We start from the raw sequence: 18,495 nt of genomic DNA on the forward strand, positions 1-18,495 counted from the left end.
AGAGTTCATATCGACGGCGGTGTTTGGCACCTCGATGTCGGCTCATCACATCCTGGGGCTGAAGCCGGTCCCAAGGGTATGGCTGTTCGCCATTTAAAGTGGTACGCGAGCTGGGTTTAGAACGTCGTGAGACAGTTCGGTCCCTATCTGCCGTGGACGTTTGAGATTTGAGAGGGGCTGCTCCTAGTACGAGAGGACCGGAGTGGACGAACCTCTGGTGTTCCGGTTGTCACGCCAGTGGCATTGCCGGGTAGCTATGTTCGGAAGAGATAACCGCTGAAAGCATCTAAGCGGGAAACTTGCCTCAAGATGAGATCTCACTGGGATCTTGAATCCCCTGAAGGGCCGTCGAAGACTACGACGTTGATAGGTTGGGTGTGTAAGCGCTGTGAGGCGTTGAGCTAACCAATACTAATTGCCCGTGAGGCTTGACCATATAACACCCAAGCAATCTGCTACGCAGATTGTGGTGGTGAAGACGAAAGACCCGAAAATTCGTGCTTTACACAAGAGCTTCGCAAATATCGCATATCCGAATTCGCTGGGCTGTCCATCTGGACATTCTGGCAACAGAATTTCTTGACGACCATAGAGCATTGGAACCACCTGATCCCATCCCGAACTCAGTAGTGAAACGATGCATCGCCGATGGTAGTGTGGGGTTTCCCCATGTGAGAGTAGGTCATCGTCAAGATTCATTTCGCAAAACCCCTATCTGCGCATGCAGGTAGGGGTTTTGTCTTTGTGGGCAAAAAAACTGGACCTGCTCGAATCACTGTGGGAACAGGCAGCTCGGTGGAGGGCACCGGCTTCGCCGGTGTTCGCGGGTAAACCCGCTCCTACGACGGCCTGTTTCCACCCGCCCGATGTGTGTCCACCACCAATCTGTGTAGGAGCGGGTTTACCCGCGAATGCGGTGGCGGCGGCAACGGTGAACGGCGGGTGGAAATTGGCCAGCAGGGCCGGCCTCTTCGCGGGTAAACCCGCTCCTACGACGGCCTGTGTCCACCCCCCGATGTGTGTCCACCACCAATCTGTGTAGGAGCGGGTTTACCCGCGAATACGGTGGCGGCGGCAACGGTGAACGGCAAGTGGGGATTGGCCAGCAGGGCCGGCCTCTTCGCGGGTAAACCCGCTCCTACAGAGGATGGTGCGACGCCAGGCTAGATTGGCCTCCACGCATCATTAACGTGACTTTCCCGCCCCCCCCCTACGTCAAGACTTTGGTTCGGGGCACTTCTGCTCTGGACCTGGCGATGCCAGCGTACCGTGCTGCGCATTTCTGGACTTCCCCGTCCCATCACTTGAGGTAGCAAGCAAGATGGCCAAGGCCGCCGATGTCGTTGTGCAATGCCTGGAAAACGAAGGTGTCGAGTATGTATTCGGCATTCCCGGTGAGGAAAACCTCGACCTGCTCGAATCCCTGCGCAAGTCGAAGATCAAGCTGGTACTGACCCGTCACGAGCAGTCTGCAGGTTTCATGGCTGCCACCTACGGTCGTCTGACCGGCAAGACCGGCGTCAGCCTGTCGACCCTCGGCCCTGGTGCCACCAACCTGGTGACCGCCAGCGCCTACGCCTACCTGGGCGGCATGCCGATGATGATGATCACCGGGCAGAAGCCGATCAAGAAGTCCAAGCAGGGTCGCTTCCAGATCATTGACGTGTGCGGCATGATGGACCCCATCACCAAGTACACCCACCAGTTCGCCTCGGCCGACAACATCCCGGCCCGCATGCGCGAAGCCTTCCGCCTGGCCGAAGAAGAAAAGCCGGGTGCGGTGCACCTGGAGCTGCCGGAAGACATCGCCGCCGAGCAGACCGACGCGCTGCCGATCCCGCGCAGCCTGCACCGCCGCCCGCTGGCCGAGCACGTGGCCATTGAAGCTGCCGTCGAGAAACTGCAGAACGCGCGTAACCCGATCCTGGTGATCGGTGCCGGTGCCAACCGCAAGATGACCGCCAAGGTCCTCAAGCAACTGATCGACAAGACCGGCATCCCGTTCATCACCACCCAAATGGGTAAAGGCGTGGTCGATGAGCGCCACCCGCGCTTCCTTGGCAACGCTGCGCTGTCGTCGGGCGACTTCGTTCACCGCGCCGTCGAAGCCGCCGACCTGATCATCAACATCGGCCACGATGTGATCGAGAAGCCACCGTTCTTCATGGTCCGTGGCGGCACCGAAGTCATCCACATCAACTTCCGCTCTGCCGAAGTCGATGCCGTGTACTTCCCGCAAGTAGAAGTGATCGGCGACATCGCCAACGCCGTGTGGCAGATCAGTGAAGCACTGAACGACACGTCGCACTGGGACTTCACCCGCCTGATGGCCATCCGTGAAGCCAACGAAGCACAGATCGCCGAAGGCGCCGACGACGACCGCTTCCCGGTCTACCCACAGCGCATGGTGGCTGACATCCGTCGTGTACTGCCGTCCGAAGGCATCGTCGCCCTGGACAACGGCATCTACAAGATCTGGTTCGCCCGCAACTACAAAGCGCACAAGCCAAACACCGTGCTGCTGGACAACGCCCTGGCGACCATGGGCGCCGGCCTGCCATCGGCAATGGCTGCGCACCTGGTGCACCCGGACCGCCCGGTAATCTCGGTGTGCGGCGACGGCGGCTTCATGATGAACAGCCAGGAACTGGAGACTGCAGTACGTCTGGGCATGCACATCACCGTGGTGATCCTGCGTGACGACGGCTACGGCATGATCCGCTGGAAGCAGGCCAACATGGGCTTCACCGATTTCGGCCTGGACTACGGCAACCCGGACTTCGTCAAGTATGCCGAAGCCTACGGCGCCAACGGCCACCGCGTGGAAAGCGCCGAAGGCCTGCTGCCACTGCTGGAGCACTGCATCAAGACCCCAGGTGTGCACGTGATCGACTGCCCGGTCGATTACAGCGAGAACGACCGCATCCTCAACAGCGAGCTGCGTGAGCGCGCGCTGGCGGTGTAAGCCCTGACGACCTTATCGCTGTAAGCCGGCACCCACGGGTATCTCAGATCCTGTAGGTGCCGGCGGGTGGTAGTTAGCAACCACTTCACGCCTGTTGCAATTGATCATTCTCAGGTTCTCTACTCATGGAGAACCCGAGAACATGACTATTGGTTCGACACACAATCATCCTGCCGATCTGGCCATCGACCCATCACTGCCTATGCAGCCATGGGCCGCACGTTTCCCTAATCCCCCGGATCTCTGCTTCGACTACCGCCGGCTTCTCGAACAAGAGGGCGGCGTCGCACGTGCCATACAACCCGATCACCGCATTTGCATCGTCGGTGCCGGAGTTACCGGGCTGACTGCTGCCCGCGAGTTATTGCGCTGTGGTTTCAACCGTATCACCTTGATTGAGCAGTCCCGGCGTGTAGGCAGGCGACACCTGACGGTCGTGAACAGCTCAGCAAGCCACAAGCAACCTGCAACCCCTTTTGAAATGGGGGCGATGCGCATGCCGTTCTTCAATAGGACTGGAGAGTCGCCTAAAGAGGGTCGCTCGCTTATGGCCTATTACGCAAAGCTGTTCGAGCTGCGGATTTCTGACTTCCCTAACCCAGGTACACCTTGGGTGAATGCTACGGGAATTTATCTTCGCGAAGGTCAATTAGAAGGGGAAGGTGAACCGGGTCTTTTGATCTGGCGTAATCCGTCAGGCGAAACCCCACCCCCTACGGCAGTCTTGCAACAGGTCTACGAGAAATGGCGCAATTTTGCTCAGCAATTTGCTGAACATGTTGCCGCGGTTTATGGCACGTCAAGCTGGGAGTCGATATGGCGGGAAATCGTCGAACGCTATCATCGACTGTCGTTCAGGGATCTGGTGCATTTGCCCGCCCTTGCTGCCTGGGATCCTGAAAACCCCGGTGACTTTGGCGGTTTGGGCATGAGCAGTGACGAGTCAGCCATTTTCTATGCTATCGGTATTGGCGATGGCAGCTGGGGAGCATTTTATGATGTTTGCTGCCTGTACCCGCTACGTACGGCAATCTTTGGCTTCAGCAGTCACTTGCAGTTGGTGCATGGCCGTGTGGATTCAAGAGGGGTGCCTTACACTGCGCCGCATCTTGAAGCAAACAATATCCCTGATAGCAGGGGATTGCCGTTTCAAGGGCCAGCTTATCTCGGACTTGCGGCCCTCGACGAAAGCCTTTTGCACCTAGACGTCGGCATGGGTGGGATCTCGCTATATGAACATCTTCTGAAAACAAGTGATGGGCTACTGACTGATACGTCCGTGTGTGCGGTGCAGAAGCTGGAAAGTGGCCGTATTCGGGTCGGATACCGTTGGCGATGCAGTGATCCGTTACACGAGAGCACCGAATATGAAGACTTCGACAGCGTGATCATGACCACTCCGTCATGGCTGATCGAAACCAACATCAGCCTCAGCGGCTTCACCCGCCAGATGTTGCCGCAGCCGATTATCGATGCCTGGAAGCATGCCCATTGGGAGACCAGTTGCAAGGTCTATGCACCGTTGAAGAAAAGTTTCCTAGACCACAAGCCGATGCCGCAAATTCTGATTACCGATAGCTTTGTGCACGATGTCTATGCCTATCGGTACAACGATAGCTATCCAGATGACTGCATTCTCCTCAGTTATACCTGGGAGGATGACGCTACCAAATTGGCAGCCTTCTCTGATGCGGAGTTGGCGAGTAAATGCCTGAAGGAGCTCGATCGGATCCTTCTACGCTGCACCAATGTGGGGGAGGCTATTTCACCTTACGTCGATACTCGAAATATTTGCATACAGCGTTGGATCACAGATCGAAATGCGCTCGGGTGCGCGAAGTTGTATAGGGCAGGTACCTACTTTGATGCTGTAAACCTGATGAAATACAACCGAGACCTGAGTGCGCGCTCAGGGCTGTATCTGGCCGGCGAGTCCTTCTCAGTTGACGCTGGATGGACCGAGCCGTGTTTGCGCACGGCAATCGATACGGTCATTAACCTCTGCAACAACACGTCAGCCGAGTTCAATGGTGGCTTTACCCTCGAGTACTACCCCCACTATCAGGTTGGGAAATAACGGCGTACGGGCCATTTTGTAGGGGGAGTCCTACTGCCATTATGTGACTTTCCTTTGGTCCCATAGGACTCACCTGACTGTCGCTCCCTGGCCCAACATCGCTTTACTGGCGTCCTTCCAAAACAACCACAAAAAGGAAGCCGCCATGTCTGAATCCTGTTCCCCCGTCAGCCCCGTACGAATCGCTGTCATCCAGTACGACCCTCAGGTCGGTCTTGAGCACTGTGAGAGCAACGTGAGCAGAGGCCTGGCATTGGCCCGGCGCGCAGCACGCGAAGGTGCCAACCTGATCGTACTGCCTGAACTGGCCAACACGGGCTACACCTTCAACTCCCGTGCCGAAGCCTATTCCCATGCGCAGGTGCTGCAGGACGGCCCTTGCCTGAAAACCTGGGCCGACTTCGCCAAGCAGTACCAGGTATACCTGGCTGCGGGGTTTGCCGAACGTGACGGGCTGAAGCTATACGACAGTGCTGTACTGTTTGGCCCCGAAGGCCTGCTCGGGCACTACCGCAAAGCGCATCTGTGGAACCAGGAAAAGCTTTGGTTCACCCCTGGTGACCTGGGGTTCCCGGTGTTCGAGACGCCTATCGGCCGTATCGGCCTGCTGATCTGCTGGGACATCTGGTTCCCGGAAGTACCACGGGTGATGGCCGCGCAAGGTGCCGACATCATCTGCAGCCTCAACAACTGGGTATGGACCCCGCCGCCGTTGTTCGATGATGCAGGGCGCTGCATGGCCTCGTACCTGACCATGACGGCAGCGCATGTCAACAACGTTTATATCGCCGCCGCGAACCGCGTCGGCAGTGAGCGGGGCGGGCGCTTCCTGGGCTGCTCGCTGATCGCCGGTACTCATGGCTGGCCGATCGGCGAGGTGGGCAGTGCAGAAGCCGAGGAGATCATCTATGCCGATGTCGATTTGAGCAGTGCGCGCTCGGCACCGATCTGGAACAGCCTCAACGACCTGCCAAGAGACCGGCGCACCGACCTCTACGATGCCACCCTTGGCTATCGCTTGCATGCACCTATGCCACGCTGAGGAGTTGCGAATGAACACGCGCTTCTTCTCACGACAGCAGCATTGGCTTGTGTTGATGTTCGGCTGTCTGCTGGTGTTTTTCGCTGCAAGCCTTGCCCATGGCCAATGGCTGGATTATGCACAGAGGGTGGCGACGCTCGATGAGCCGCTCAGCCGCTTGCGCTGGATTGTTGGTGATATCAGTGAAGTGGCTTTCTACAAGCACGAACTACCCGCGCTGGGCTTGCTGCTGGGCGCGTGCCTGGCGCACTGGGCGCAGGTGCGAGGGTACCGCTGGCAGGGCTTTGCCATTTGCTATGGCAGCGGATTATGGCCATGGGTGTTTACCAGCTCGCTCTTGGGCTTGCTGCTCAGCCATGCGTTGTGGGGATGGACCTTGGCCAGTGGCATCTGGCAACCAACGTTCGTTGCCTTCGTGTCATTGCCGGCAGCCATGGTCTTGCTTTTTGGTGCGGGCTGGCGGGTGACGATCACGGGGGCGCTACTGGGGGCACTACTGGTAACACCGGCCAGCCTGCTGATGGTCAATTACCTGTGTTATCCCCTGCAGTTGCCCGTGGTAGTGGGCAATGTGAGTGGCATGGCTGTGGCAAGCGTCGTGGCCTTCATCCTGTGCAAGCGCTTTCCTTCATGGGTACGCCAATGCGGTGAACCCACCGTCGTGGCGCCGGTTGTCAATCAGCCTGACTACGGTGTGGTCTGGACTTTGCGGCGCGTTCTGGCCGACTTCAGCGAAGCCCCATTCTTTGGTAATGAGCTGGCCAGCCTCGGGCTATTGCTGGGTGTGTTGCTGGCATACCTGTTGAGCCCGGCTGCACTGTCATACGGTTCTATGTTGGTGATGCAGATGGTGGCCGGGCAGGCCCTGGCATCCCTGGTCGGGGTTGTATGCTGGCGTGGACAGTGGAAAGCCCGTGGGTGGTACCCCACCTACATTCCGATTGTGTCGATCGTCCCGGCCGCGGTGTTGACACATGGCGGCAGCTGGCAAGTGGTGGTGGCCAGTGCAGTGCTGGGTGCCCTGGTGGCTCCGCCGCTGGCAGTGGCGATCACTCAGCGGTTGCCGGCCTATGTGCATGGCTACATCGGCAATGTGGTGTCGATGGCCATCTGCACGCTTGGCATTGTGCCGATAGTCGGGTTGATTGTGGGGGGAGAAGCATGAGCGAACATTCGAGCCTGCCCAGGCTGTCGATCGCCACTCTGGGCGGCACGGTCAGTATGCGGCTGGGTACTGTCGGGGATGGTGTGACGCCAAGCCTGGATTGTGAGCGGCAACTGCTTCAGGTTCCACAGTTGCGCGAGATGGCGCAGTTGAACGTTGCTTCATTGTGCCTGCTCCCCAGTGCATCGCTGGGCTTCGCGACGTTGCTGGAGGTGCTGGCATGGGCCCGGGGCGAGGTGGAGCGCGGAGCCCAGGCTTTGGTATTGAGCCAAGGGACCGACAGCCTTGAGGAAACGGCCTATTTCCTGGATCTGCTCTGGCCATTCGATGCGCCATTGGTGATGACCGGTGCCATGCGCTCGGCGAGTCAGCCGGGCAATGATGGGCCGGCCAATTTGTTGGCTGCGGCTCAGGTTGCATTGGCACAAGACAGCCATGGGCGAGGTGTGCTTGTGGTCATGAATGATCAGGTCCACTGCGCGGCAAGGGTTCGCAAGACGGCCAGCCTGGCGATGGCGGCATTCGAGTCGCCCGGATGTGGCCCGTTGGGCGACGTTGTGGAGGGTGTTGTGTTGTATCGCCATCCGCCCGGGCGACGGGAAGTGTTGCCGTTACCGTATCGCATCGACCAGCGCGTTGCCCTGCTGGAAGCCTGCCTGGACGCAGACACGGCGCTGCTGCAGGCTGTGGCCGCATTGGGTTACGAGGGGGTGGTCATCGCCGGTTTCGGTGCTGGTCATGTTTCTGCCAGTTGGTCCGAAGTGCTCGAACACCTGGCGCCCACCTTGCCGGTATTGGTTGCTACACGCACTGGGAGAGGGCCTACAGCCCGGGCAACCTACGGGTTTGCTGGCGCAGAAATCGACTTGCAGAAAAAAGGCGTCTACATGGCTGGGCAACTCTGCCCGCGCAAATGCCGCATCTTGCTGTGGCTGCTGATAGGCACCGACCGGCAACATGAGCTGCAGGCCTGGTTGCAGCCCTGAACCATCTGCCCGCGCGGGCGTTCGCGCGGGCAGCCCTTCCGGCGTTGCTGTGCTAGGGTGCACACACTTTTGCTTCCCAGGATTCTTACCCATGCTCCCCGTACTCAGCGAAAAAGAACTCGACCGCCTCGAAGACCTGCTGATCACCTATGGCAATGACTACTCGGTGCTGGACCTGGCCGAGCTCAATGGCTTTTTCGTCGCACTCGCCAGTTCGCCGATCACTGTCCTGCCGGAACAATGGCTGCCGGCGGTAGCGGGTGGCAAGGTACCGAAGTTCAAGAAGCCCGCCCATGAGGAGGCCTACACGGCATTGATGCTGCGTTATGCCAGCCAGGTGGCAGAAGAACTGAGCAATGAGGTCGACCAGTTCGAACCGCTGTTCGAGGAACGCGAATGCGAGCAGGGCACTGTGATCGTGATGGAGGAGTGGTGTTTCGGCTACATGCGCGGTACCCAGGTGGCCGGTTGGGGCGAGTTGCCACCGGAGCAGGCCCCGCTCCTCAAGGCCATTTCGCTACATGGGTTGGAAGATAACTTCGAGCTGCTGGACCAGATGAGCGATGAGGATATCCAGGCCTGTGTGCCGCAGGTGGTCGAGGCTGCGCGTGGGCTGTACCGACATTTCAAAAAACTGCACTGATCGGATCGTAGGCTAGCGCTCACCTGCAGGCGCCAGCGCAAGTGTTTGGAAACCATTATTCCGCCCTGCGAAATTATGGTTTCCCCTGCGCACTGATTCTGCTACCAGCCGATCCAGTGCAGCATGTGCTCCATCAGCCCCATCCCGGCGCTGACCAGGAGCCAAGCCCATGTCGAACCCGATCAAGCTCTACAACTTCCCCAAGTCTGGCCATGCTCATCGCATCGAGTTGATGCTCTCGCTACTGAACCTGCCCACCGAGCTGGTGTTCGTCGACCTGGCCAAAGGCGCGCACAAGCAGCCGGACTTCCTCGCCCTCAACCCGTTCGGCCAGGTTCCGGTCATCGATGACAACGGCACGGTGATTGCCGACTCCAACGCCATCCTCGTCTACCTGGCCAAAAAATATGACAACGGTGCCTGGCTGCCCGAAGAACCTGCCGCCGCCGCCCGTGTGCAACGCTGGTTATCAGTCGCTGCCGGCCCGCTGGCCTTTGGCCCGGCCGCCGCCCGCCTGGTCACGGTGTTCGGGGCTTCATTCAATGCCGACGAAGTGATTTCCCGTGCCCACACCTTGCTCAAGGTGATCGATGCCGAGTTGGCGAAGACGCCATTCCTGGCGGGTAGCACACCCACGATCGCGGACATTGCCAACTACTCCTACATCGCTCACGCCCCCGAAGGCAACGTGTCGCTGGAGCCCTATGCCAATGTGCGCAACTGGCTGGCGCGGATCGAGGCGCTGCCGCGTTTCGTCCCCATGCCGCGCACCGTGATCGGGCTGCAAACCCACGCCTGAAACCCCGCCATCGCGAGGAACGCCGCCATGCAACAATCTCCTGATCACCGCCCCTCGCCCTGGCATACGGGTGAAAAGACCCTGCAGGAAAAGGTCGGTGTAGCAGAACGCATGGAGGCGTTCGGGCAAAAGGTCATTCGTGACCACATGCCCGACCAGCACCGAACGTTCTATCACCAGTTACCCTTCATGGTCGCCGCCAGTGTGGATGCCCAGGGTCGGCCTTGGGCCACGCTGCTGGAGGGGCCAGAAGGGTTCGTAAGCTCGCCCGACCCTCGTATGCTGACGATCCACACCACGCTGCCAGCAGATGACCCCGCCACCCCCGGGTTGGCAGCCGGGCAGGCGGTCGGCCTGCTGGGGATCGAACTGCACACCCGTCGGCGCAATCGCATCAACGGGCAGATCCGCCACGCTGCCCAAGGGCAACTGCACGTGGCCGTAGAGCAGGCGTTTGGCAACTGCCCGCAGTACATCCAGTTGCGTGACTACACCCGCGTCACCGAACCCGCCCTCGGGCGCATCGATGCGACAACACTGGATACCTCAACCGTCAGCATGATCCAGGCGGCCGATACCTTCTTCGTGGCCAGCTATGTCGAGCATGCTGACGGCCAGCGCTCGGTGGATGTCTCCCACCGTGGTGGCCGGCCAGGGTTCATCAAGGTCGAAGGCAATCGGCTCACGATTCCCGACTATGCTGGCAATCTGCATTTCAACACCTTGGGCAACCTGGTGGTCAACCCGCGGGCCGGCTTGCTGTTCATCGACTTCAATAATGGCAATGTGTTGCAACTGTACGGGCGTGCCGAGGTGCTGCTGGACAGCCCGGCCATCCACGCCTTTGAAGGCGCTGAGCGGTTATGGACACTGCAGGTCGAGCAGGTGGTGTGGCGTCCGGCAGCCGTTGCGCTGCGCTGGGCTTTCAAGGAATACGCGCCGACCAGTCTGATGACCGGTACTTGGGCCGAGGCCGATGCGCGCCTGGAGCAGCGGCAACAACAGCGCCAATGGCTGGCCTGGCGGGTGCTGTGGGTGGAGCAGGAAAGCCGCGACATCCGCTCGTTCTATCTCGAACCACCGGCAGGCTGCCGTGTGGCCTTTGCCCCTGGCCAGCATCTGCCTGTGCAGGTGACGCGTGATGGCGATCCGGCGCTGATCCGCACCTACAGCCTTTCAAGTGCCCCCGACGATGGATTCTTGCGCATCAGCGTCAAAGCCCAGGGCCCGGCTTCGCGGTATTTGCATGAGCACGTTGTGGCCGGCGAGGTGTTGAATGTGCGGCCGCCGATGGGCAGCTTCACGCTTGATCAGCAAAGCACACGCCCGTTGGTGCTGATCGGCGCGGGCGTGGGCATCACGCCGTTGCTGGCCATGCTGCGTCAGCAGTTGAGGACGGGGCAGGCCCGGCGCATTCATCTGTTCCATGGCGCACGCAGCCTGGCCGACTTGCCGTTCCAGCAGGAACTGGCGACCTTGCAGCAACAGGCTGGCGATCTACTGCATATACACCGCGCCCTGAGCCAGCCTGAAGGGCACGCGCAGGTCGGTCGTGATTACGAGTTTGCCGGCCGGTTGGGTATCGAACAGGTCAAGGCAACGCTGGCGTTGGACGACTACGATTTCTACCTGTGTGGGCCGGGCAGCTTCACCCAGCAGCTTTACGAAGGGCTGCGTGGGGTGCATGTGCCGGATGCGCGGATTCACGCCGAAGCGTTTGGCCCGTCGACGCTGCGGCGGCACACCGACGCAGATCAGCCAATCTTGCAACAGCCGCCTGCCGCCGACGAACCGGTGCCGGTGTATTTTGCTGCGTCGGCCAAGGAGGCTCGCTGGGTGCCCGGTAGCGGCACCTTGCTGGAACTGGCCGAGGCGCGTGGGCTGGCACCGGAGTTCAGTTGCCGGGGTGGTTCGTGTGGTACCTGCAAGACCCGGCTGGTGAGCGGCCAGGTGCATTATCCGAATCCGCCGGCAGAGTTGCCGGAGGCAGGGTCGGTGCTGATCTGTTGTGCTGTGCCAGCGAAGGGGGAGGAGGGGATGCAGGCGTTGGTGCTGGATGTCTGATTCAAGCCAGTCGCAGGTGCGGGCTTGCCCGCGAAGAGGCCGGCACAGCTAACACCGCGCATCCAGATGAACGATAATCCGCACGCCCCATTACCCTCAGGAGCCCGCATGGACCAGATCCACCTGATGAAGGTATTCGTCGCCGTCGGCGAGCTGGAAAGCTTCGCCGCGGCTGCCCGCCGTCTGGACATTTCTGCGGCCGCCGTCACCCGCGCCGTCAGCGCCCTGGAAGAGCAGCTCGGGGTCAAACTGTTGCTGCGCACAACACGCAGCGTGCGCCTGACCGAGGCCGGCGGCCGCTATCTGGAAGACACCCGGCACATCCTCGCCAGTATCCACGAGGCCAATGAAGCCGCTGCCGGCATCAACGCGACGCCCAGGGGCGACCTGGCGGTGACCGCGCCGATTTTGTTCGGCAAGAAGTTCGTCATGCCGTGCATTGTCCGTTACCTGCAGCAGTACCCGGAAGTCGACGTTTCCGCGTTTTTTCTCGACCGCGTGGTGAACATGGTCGAGGAGGGCATGGACGTGGCCGTGCGCATCGGGCCGTTGCCCGACTCCGGGTTGAAGGCGTTGCGGGTGGGCAGGGTGCGGCGCATGTTGTGTGCCTCGCCCGACTACCTGGCGCGCCATGGTGTGCCGAAGCACCCGTCGGACCTGGCCGGGCATGCGATAATCGGCACCACCAACCTGTCGCCGCGGGCGGGTTGGCGCTTCGGAGTGACCGACGAGCCGACCTTGGTGCGCATGAAGCCACGGCTGACGGTAACCAGCAATGACGGGGCAATCGCAGCTGCCAGCGGCGGGCTGGGGATTGCCCGGCTGCTGTCGTACCAGGTGGCGGACGAACTGGCTAGCGGGCAGTTACAGGTGCTGCTGGCCGAGTACGAAGAGGCGCCCTGGCCCATTCATGTGCTGCACCGCGAAAGCAAGTACGGCTCGGCCAAGGTCAGGGCCTTTATCGACATGCTGGCGCAAGACTTGCGCGATCAGCAGCTGGATTGAGGTCGTTCAGCGCGTCGAGAAATGGCGCCAGACAATGTTCGCTATCGTGACGGCCCTTTTTCAGGCAGCCCGCTCACAACGCCCGATACTGCATCCTGAACCCCAGGGTCATTGCCTCCCCCCGGTTCAGCAACCGCAACCCTGGTCGCCCTGGCAGGTGATGCGCATTGATTGGGTGGCTAACAGGTTCAAAGCAGAAAAAACCTTGCCCCTGCGGGCAATACAGCAAGAAGTGTTCGGCCCCATTGGCACTGCACGCCAGTCGATAACCCGCGCTGGGCTGTTCGATCACACACTCCCCTGGCCAGCCATTGAAGGCGTGATCAACCACTGTCTCGGGTAAACGCCCCATGGCATTGAAGCGCCATTGTTCGGGCACCTCGGCCTGGTACGACGGCAACCGCCCATCCTCGGCCAGCCACACGTTGCGTGCCGATGCGTACAACTTGGTATCGGGATACCGCGGAAAGTAAGGGTGCAACCCCAACCCGTACCAGTTGGCCGACTCATCCAGATGGGTTACATGCAGGTCCAGGTTCAGGCACCCCTCATGCAGATGCACATCCAGCGTGGCCCGGTAAGCAAACGGCACAGCACTGTCTAGCGTCAGCCGTGCTCGCTGTTCACTGTGATGCTCCACCTGCCAGGCCTGCTGCCAGGCACTGCCATGGATCGGGTAAGGGTCATGCCCGGTATTGGGTGCCAGTGCCTGCCACCCCTCGGGTCGGGCAAAGCCACCCTCGCCAATGCGGTTGGACCAAGGCGCCAGTGGGTAGCAGGCGAGGCGTCGTGGCGTACCACTTTCCAGTGCGGCCAGGTCGGAATGGCGCAGCAGCGCTTGCCCGGTCGCTTTCACTTCCCAGTTGACCAGGCTGGCGCCCAACTCCGGAGCCAGGCTCAGGCGGGTCAGGCGGTCCTGCAGGTGCAGTTCGGTCACAGACATTCAAGGCTCCATTTAAATGAACGATCAATTGGCCCGACGGTAGGTGAGCAGCACGATGCCGCACACCACCACCGCGCCGCCGAGTAATTGCAGGGTGCCCAGTTGCTGGTCGAGCAAGGCCCAGCCCAGCAGTAGCGTGGCGATGGGTTCGACGTTCATCACGGGGGCGTTCTGCGCCATGTTCAGCCTTGGCACACAAACAAACAGCAAGGTGAAGGCCAAGCCATACAGCACTACCAGGCTGGCCAAGGCCGCCCAGCCACTGCTGCTGCCTGGCAGTGACAAACCGGACGGCATCACGCCGCTTGCGCCTGCAACCAGCATGCTGGAGAACACGATCAGCAAAGTCAGCAGGCTGCGCACGGGGCCGCGCACGCTGGCCAGTTTATGGTCGGTGATCCACAAGGCGCAGGCAAAGGCACAGGCGGCGCCGAAGGCCAGGCTGACCCCTGGCACCCAGTGCGGGTTGGCCGCAGCGCTGTCGGCCAGGCGTGCCGGGACATCCAGTGCCAGCACCAGGCCGCACAGGATCAGGCCCATGAACAGTACGGTGCGGCCCGTGGGGCGTGCGCCGCCCAGCGCCCAGGTGAGCAGCGCCAGCAGCATCGGGAAGGTGTTGCCCACCAGCAGCGCCAAAGCCACTGGAATACGCGCCACCGCCGAGTACAGGCACAGGCTCTGGGTGGCAATCAGCAGGCCGAGCAGCAGCTGCCACCGGCGCGCACCAGCGGGCAGGGCCAGGGCCTGGCGTTGCCACAGCAGCAGCCCGGCCAGTACCAGGAAGGTGATGCCAGAGCGGCAGAGGATGGCCAGCAGCACGCCGGTGCCGTCATCGAAGGCGATGCGCGCGGCGATGTGGTTGCCGGCGAATGAACAGGCCAGCAGGGCGAGCAAGGCGATGGCCAGTTTGCGGGGGAAAAGCGGTACAGCCGAGGAGGGGACAGCCATGTGCAGGATCCATTTGCAAGAGCCCAGGGGCCGCCAAGCGGCCCCCGTTCATAATTACAGCACCACGCTAGGCAGCCACAGCGAGATCGCTGGAATGTAAGTCACTGCCATCAGCACCAGGAACAGCGCCAGGTAGAACGGCATCAGCGCCTTCACCGTCGACTCGATACTCACCTTGCCGATGGCTGAGCCGACAAACAACACCGCTCCCACCGGCGGGGTGATCAGCCCGATACCCAGGTTCACCAACATGATCATGCCAAAGTGCACCGGGTCCACGCCGATACCGGTAATCACCGGCAGCAGGATCGGGGTAAGAATCAGGATCAGCGGCGCCATGTCCATCACGGTGCCAAGCAGCATCAGCATGAAGTTGATGCACATCAGGATCACGTAGCGGTTGTCCGACAGGGTCAGGAACGCCGTGGTGATCTTCGACGGGATCTGCATCAGCGTCATCACGTAGCCGAAGCTGGCGGCAAAGCCGATCAGGATCATCACGATGGAGATGGTTCGTACTGTGCGGTGCATCAGCTTGGGCAGGTCGCGCCACTTGTAGTCGCGGTAGATGAACATGGTCACGAAGAACGACCACACCACCGCCACGGCTGCCGACTCGGTGGCGGTGAACACCCCCGACAGGATACCGCCGAGGATGATGACCATGGCCATCAGGCCCCACAGCGCCTCACCGGCAATTTTCAGCGCCTCGCGCAGCGGGATGACTTCACCTTTGGGGTAGTTGCGCTTCTTCGCGAAGATCAGGCACAGGCCCATCATCACTGCGCTCAGCAGCAACCCGGGCATGATACCCGCCATGAACAGCGAGGCAATGGATACCGTGCCGCCCGCCGCCAGCGAGTACAGCACCGAGTTGTGGCTGGGCGGGGTCAGCAACGCCTGCACCGAACCGCTGACGGTTACGGCGGTGGAGAACTCGCGCGGGTAACCCTTGCGTTCCATCTCCGGGATCAGCACCGAGCCCACCGAGGCGGTATCGGCTACCGACGAGCCGGAAATCGCACCGAAGAAGGTCGAGGCCATGATGTTGACCAGCGACAGCCCGCCACGCACGAAGCCCACCAGCACCCCGGCAAAGGCCACCAGCCGGCGTGACATGCCGCCTTCGGCCATGATTGCGCCGGCCAGCACGAAGAATGGAATGGCCAGCAGCGAGAACTTGTTAACCCCACTGGCCACCTGGATCATCATCGCCTGCAGCGGGATGTCGATCCACCAGGCGCCGATCAGTGCCGACAGGCCCAGGGCGTAGGCTACCGGCATGCCGATCAGAATCAGCACGATGAAGCTGCCCAACAGAATGAACGCTTCCATTTACGCAGCTCCTTCGTTTTCTTCGACCAGATCAAAGCGCACGACCTTGCGGTTGCTCTGATCGCCCAGCAGGAGTTTTTCCAGCACGAACATCAGCGTCAGCACGCCGCCGACCGGGATCGGCGCGTAAGTCATGCCGACCCGCACACCGGGCAGCGAGGCCAGCGACTGGTTCCAGGTGGTGATGCACAGCCGGGTGCCGTAATAGGTCATGAACACGCACACCACGATCATCAGCAGTTGTACCAGCAGGGCGACCAGCTGGCGCTGCAGCGGCGGCAACCGGTCGGTAATCATCCCCACCGCCATATGCGCCCCGGCGCGATAGCTGGCGGCGGCACCAACGAAGGTGAATACCACCATCAGCAGGATCGAGACTGGCTCTGGCCAGCTGGAGCCGGTGCCCAGCACGTAGCGGGCGAAGATGCCCCACGGGATGATCAGCGTCATGGCCAGGATCGACAGGCCCGCCATCCAGATACAACTGCGGTACAGCGTGTCGTTCACGCTCAGGAAAAGCGATTTCATAGGCATCACCAAAGCGGCAGGGCGGCGGCGGCCGCACTGCCGAGGTCGTCTTGGAAGGGGCTGGTATTACTGGACGGCGTCGATACGCTTCATCAGGTCGGCGTACGGCGCGCCGTACTTCTCGCGTACCGATGCGGTGGCTTCGAAGAACGGTTTCTTATCGACAGTGATGAACTCGACACCGGCGGCCTTGAGTTTCTCTTCGCTGGCGGCAGACTTGGCGTCCCACAGCGCACGCTCTTCCATCTGTGCTTCGCGCGCGACCTTTTTCACCAGCACCTGCTGCTCGGGAGTGAGCTTGTTCCAGGTGGTCTTGGACATCACCACCGGCTCCGGCAGGATCAGGTGGCCGGTCAGGGTGTAGTACTTGGCGCTCTGGAAATGGTTGTGCTCAAGCAAGGTCGGCGGGTTGTTCTCGGCGCCGTCGATCACGCCGGTTTGCAGGGCACTGAAGATTTCCCCGGTGTCCATGGCGATGCCGTTGCCGCCCATGGCGTTCATCATGTCGATGAACAGCGGGTTGCCCTGTACGCGAATCTTCATGCCTTTGAGGTCTTCCAGGCTGCGCACCGGCTTTTTGGTGTAGATGCTGCGCGAGCCGCCGTCCATCCAGGCCAAGGCCACCAGGTTGAAGTCGGAGTTGGTGATCTTGTCGAGGATCTCCTGGCCGATCTCGCCATCGATGATCTTGCGCATGTGCTCATGGTCGCGGAACACGAACGGCATGTTGAACACGTTCACATCCGGCACTACCGGGCCGACGATCCCCAGGCTGACGCGGGTCATCTGCACGGCGCCGATCTGAGCCTGTTCGATCACTTCCTTTTCCGATCCCAGCACGCCGCCGGCGAACATCTTGAAGGTAATGTCGCCATTGCTGGCCTGTTCCAGCTTTTTACCCATGTTCTGCTCGGCGACCACGGTCGGGTAGCCGGCCGGGTGGATTTCGGCGAACTTGATGTCCAGCGCCGAGGCGGGCATGGCCACGCTGAAGGCGAACGGGAGTACGGCAAGAAGCAGCTTGCGTTTGAACGTCATGATGAAACTCCGTGGTTTTTATTATCCGGTTTCGGGCGTGCAAGTGTGGGTGTGGCAGTGGGGCTCAGCCCCGGTAGGCAGGTTCCTCCAGGCCCTTTGTGCCAGGGTTGAGGGCAAATACCCCGCCAGCCAGTGGCTGGTCGCCGAGGTCGATGCCCGCGGGGCGGATCGAGGTGACGTACAGGGTGTCGAGGTTGGCGCCACCAAAGGCGCACATGGCCGGCTTTTTCACCGGCACGCTGAGCGAGCGGTCGAGGCGCCCGTCAGGGGTGAAGCGGTGAACTTGCCCGGCGTCGTTGCCGCAGATCCAGTAGCAGCCATCCTGGTCGATCGCGGCGCCGTCGGGGCGTCCTGGGTAGCCGCGCATGTCGACGAACAGCCGCTTGTTGTGCGGCGTGCCGTTGTCGGTGTCGTAGTCGAAGGCCCACACCTTCTGCACGTTGGGGTGTGAGTCGGACAGGTACATGCGCTTGCCGTCGGGGCTGAACGCCAGGCCGTTGGGCACGATCATGCCGTCCTGCTGCAGGTGCAGGTGGCCTTCGCCGTCATGCCGGTACAGCGCACCCACATGGGCGCCTTGCTGCATGTCCAGCAGCATGGTCCCGGCCCAGAAGCGGCCCTGACGGTCGCAGCGGCCATCGTTGAAGCGCATGCTGGCCTGGGCGTGCTGCACGTTGCTGAGCAGCCGGCTGTCCAGGCTGCCGTCCGCCCTGGCCTGGAGCTGAAAGATGCCGCTTTCCATACCCGCAACCCAGCCCTGACCGCTGCGGGCGATGCAGGCCAGCATCTCGTCGCCTTGCCAGAACTGGTGTTTGCCATCGGCCGCTTGCCAGCGATGCAATTGGCGAGCGGGAATGTCTACCCAGTACAGGGCCTGTTCACCGGGGTGCCACACAGGGCTTTCGCCGGTACCGTTACGGGCGTCGACGATCAGTTCGCAGTTCATGGCCGTGCCTC

General features: G+C 61.1%; 15 protein-coding genes and 2 rRNA genes (1 of these 17 cut by a window edge). 11 read left to right on the plus strand and 6 right to left on the minus strand.

Annotation, left to right across the window (positions count from 1 at the left end; translation table 11 throughout):
• The 11 genes from LMH93_RS06120 to LMH93_RS06170 form a co-directional block, all read left to right on the plus strand.
• Positions 1–436: ribosomal RNA gene (locus LMH93_RS06120) — 23S ribosomal RNA — on the plus strand; it begins 2,457 nt to the left of the window's first position.
• A gap of 142 nt (positions 437–578) precedes the next feature.
• Positions 579–694 (plus strand): 5S ribosomal RNA (gene rrf / locus LMH93_RS06125).
• Positions 695–1,321: 627 nt separating this feature from the next.
• Positions 1,322–2,965 carry an acetolactate synthase large subunit gene (locus tag LMH93_RS06130; protein ID WP_004576806.1) on the plus strand — a complete coding sequence of 548 codons (1,644 nt, stop codon included), beginning with the start codon at positions 1,322–1,324 and terminating at the stop codon, positions 2,963–2,965.
• Positions 2,966–3,107: 142 nt separating this feature from the next.
• On the plus strand, positions 3,108–5,042 hold the full coding sequence (locus tag LMH93_RS06135; RefSeq protein ID WP_230064927.1) for a flavin monoamine oxidase family protein: 1,935 nt from the start codon (positions 3,108–3,110) through the stop codon (positions 5,040–5,042).
• Positions 5,043–5,187: 145 nt separating this feature from the next.
• Positions 5,188–6,084, plus strand: coding sequence for a nitrilase family protein (locus LMH93_RS06140; protein WP_003254849.1), 897 nt, complete (start codon positions 5,188–5,190; stop codon positions 6,082–6,084).
• Between the two features lie 10 nt (positions 6,085–6,094).
• Complete coding sequence (locus LMH93_RS06145; protein WP_230064928.1) at positions 6,095–7,249, plus strand: hypothetical protein; 1,155 nt, start codon at positions 6,095–6,097, stop codon at positions 7,247–7,249.
• Complete coding sequence (locus LMH93_RS06150; RefSeq protein ID WP_230064929.1) at positions 7,246–8,235, plus strand: asparaginase; 990 nt, start codon at positions 7,246–7,248, stop codon at positions 8,233–8,235. The genes LMH93_RS06145 and LMH93_RS06150 overlap by 4 nt, the downstream gene beginning before the upstream one ends.
• A gap of 91 nt (positions 8,236–8,326) precedes the next feature.
• A complete protein-coding gene (locus LMH93_RS06155; protein WP_014860612.1) occupies positions 8,327–8,878 on the plus strand; it encodes a UPF0149 family protein in 552 nt (183 codons plus the stop codon).
• A 169-nt stretch (positions 8,879–9,047) separates the two neighbouring features.
• A complete protein-coding gene (locus LMH93_RS06160; protein ID WP_012051444.1) occupies positions 9,048–9,677 on the plus strand; it encodes a glutathione S-transferase family protein in 630 nt (209 codons plus the stop codon).
• Positions 9,678–9,704: 27 nt separating this feature from the next.
• Entirely contained in the window at positions 9,705–11,741 is a 2,037-nt protein-coding gene (locus LMH93_RS06165) for a pyridoxamine 5'-phosphate oxidase family protein (protein ID WP_230064930.1), read from the plus strand.
• A 108-nt stretch (positions 11,742–11,849) separates the two neighbouring features.
• Complete coding sequence (locus LMH93_RS06170; protein ID WP_003254840.1) at positions 11,850–12,746, plus strand: LysR family transcriptional regulator; 897 nt, start codon at positions 11,850–11,852, stop codon at positions 12,744–12,746.
• A gap of 73 nt (positions 12,747–12,819) precedes the next feature.
• Here LMH93_RS06170 and LMH93_RS06175 read toward each other — a convergent pair whose 3' ends face one another.
• The 6 genes from LMH93_RS06175 to LMH93_RS06200 form a co-directional block, all read right to left on the minus strand.
• Complete coding sequence (locus LMH93_RS06175; protein WP_003254837.1) at positions 12,820–13,689, minus strand: aldose 1-epimerase; 870 nt, start codon at positions 13,687–13,689, stop codon at positions 12,820–12,822.
• Between the two features lie 24 nt (positions 13,690–13,713).
• Complete coding sequence (locus LMH93_RS06180; RefSeq protein WP_003254835.1) at positions 13,714–14,637, minus strand: EamA family transporter; 924 nt, start codon at positions 14,635–14,637, stop codon at positions 13,714–13,716.
• A 54-nt stretch (positions 14,638–14,691) separates the two neighbouring features.
• Entirely contained in the window at positions 14,692–15,972 is a 1,281-nt protein-coding gene (locus LMH93_RS06185) for a TRAP transporter large permease (protein WP_010952322.1), read from the minus strand.
• The gene (locus tag LMH93_RS06190; RefSeq protein WP_230064931.1) at positions 15,973–16,500 is read right to left on the minus strand and encodes a TRAP transporter small permease; all 528 of its coding nucleotides are present in this window, start codon (positions 16,498–16,500) and stop codon (positions 15,973–15,975) included.
• A gap of 66 nt (positions 16,501–16,566) precedes the next feature.
• Positions 16,567–17,538 (minus strand): TRAP transporter substrate-binding protein, encoded by a 972-nt coding sequence (locus tag LMH93_RS06195; protein ID WP_003254830.1) that lies wholly within the window; start codon positions 17,536–17,538, stop codon positions 16,567–16,569.
• 64 nt (positions 17,539–17,602) lie between these two features.
• Complete coding sequence (locus LMH93_RS06200; protein ID WP_047603512.1) at positions 17,603–18,484, minus strand: glucurono-1,5-lactonase; 882 nt, start codon at positions 18,482–18,484, stop codon at positions 17,603–17,605.
• Between the last annotated feature and the right edge of the window lie 11 nt (positions 18,485–18,495).

The organism is Pseudomonas sp. CIP-10 (genome assembly GCF_020911845.1).
GTDB lineage: Bacteria > Pseudomonadota > Gammaproteobacteria > Pseudomonadales > Pseudomonadaceae > Aquipseudomonas > Aquipseudomonas alloputida.

Coding starts and splice junctions, on each gene's coding strand:
- LMH93_RS06185 (WP_010952322.1), bottom strand. CDS start 15,972: ATGGAAGCGTTCATTCTGTTGGGCAGCTTCATCGTGCTGATTCTGATC.
- LMH93_RS06150 (WP_230064929.1), top strand. CDS start 7,246: ATGAGCGAACATTCGAGCCTGCCCAGGCTGTCGATCGCCACTCTGGGC.
- LMH93_RS06170 (WP_003254840.1), top strand. CDS start 11,850: ATGGACCAGATCCACCTGATGAAGGTATTCGTCGCCGTCGGCGAGCTG.
- LMH93_RS06200 (WP_047603512.1), bottom strand. CDS start 18,484: ATGAACTGCGAACTGATCGTCGACGCCCGTAACGGTACCGGCGAAAGC.
- LMH93_RS06135 (WP_230064927.1), top strand. CDS start 3,108: ATGACTATTGGTTCGACACACAATCATCCTGCCGATCTGGCCATCGAC.
- LMH93_RS06140 (WP_003254849.1), top strand. CDS start 5,188: ATGTCTGAATCCTGTTCCCCCGTCAGCCCCGTACGAATCGCTGTCATC.
- LMH93_RS06195 (WP_003254830.1), bottom strand. CDS start 17,538: ATGACGTTCAAACGCAAGCTGCTTCTTGCCGTACTCCCGTTCGCCTTC.
- LMH93_RS06130 (WP_004576806.1), top strand. CDS start 1,322: ATGGCCAAGGCCGCCGATGTCGTTGTGCAATGCCTGGAAAACGAAGGT.
- LMH93_RS06190 (WP_230064931.1), bottom strand. CDS start 16,500: ATGAAATCGCTTTTCCTGAGCGTGAACGACACGCTGTACCGCAGTTGT.
- LMH93_RS06180 (WP_003254835.1), bottom strand. CDS start 14,637: ATGGCTGTCCCCTCCTCGGCTGTACCGCTTTTCCCCCGCAAACTGGCC.
- LMH93_RS06165 (WP_230064930.1), top strand. CDS start 9,705: ATGCAACAATCTCCTGATCACCGCCCCTCGCCCTGGCATACGGGTGAA.
- LMH93_RS06155 (WP_014860612.1), top strand. CDS start 8,327: ATGCTCCCCGTACTCAGCGAAAAAGAACTCGACCGCCTCGAAGACCTG.
- LMH93_RS06160 (WP_012051444.1), top strand. CDS start 9,048: ATGTCGAACCCGATCAAGCTCTACAACTTCCCCAAGTCTGGCCATGCT.
- LMH93_RS06175 (WP_003254837.1), bottom strand. CDS start 13,689: ATGTCTGTGACCGAACTGCACCTGCAGGACCGCCTGACCCGCCTGAGC.
- LMH93_RS06145 (WP_230064928.1), top strand. CDS start 6,095: ATGAACACGCGCTTCTTCTCACGACAGCAGCATTGGCTTGTGTTGATG.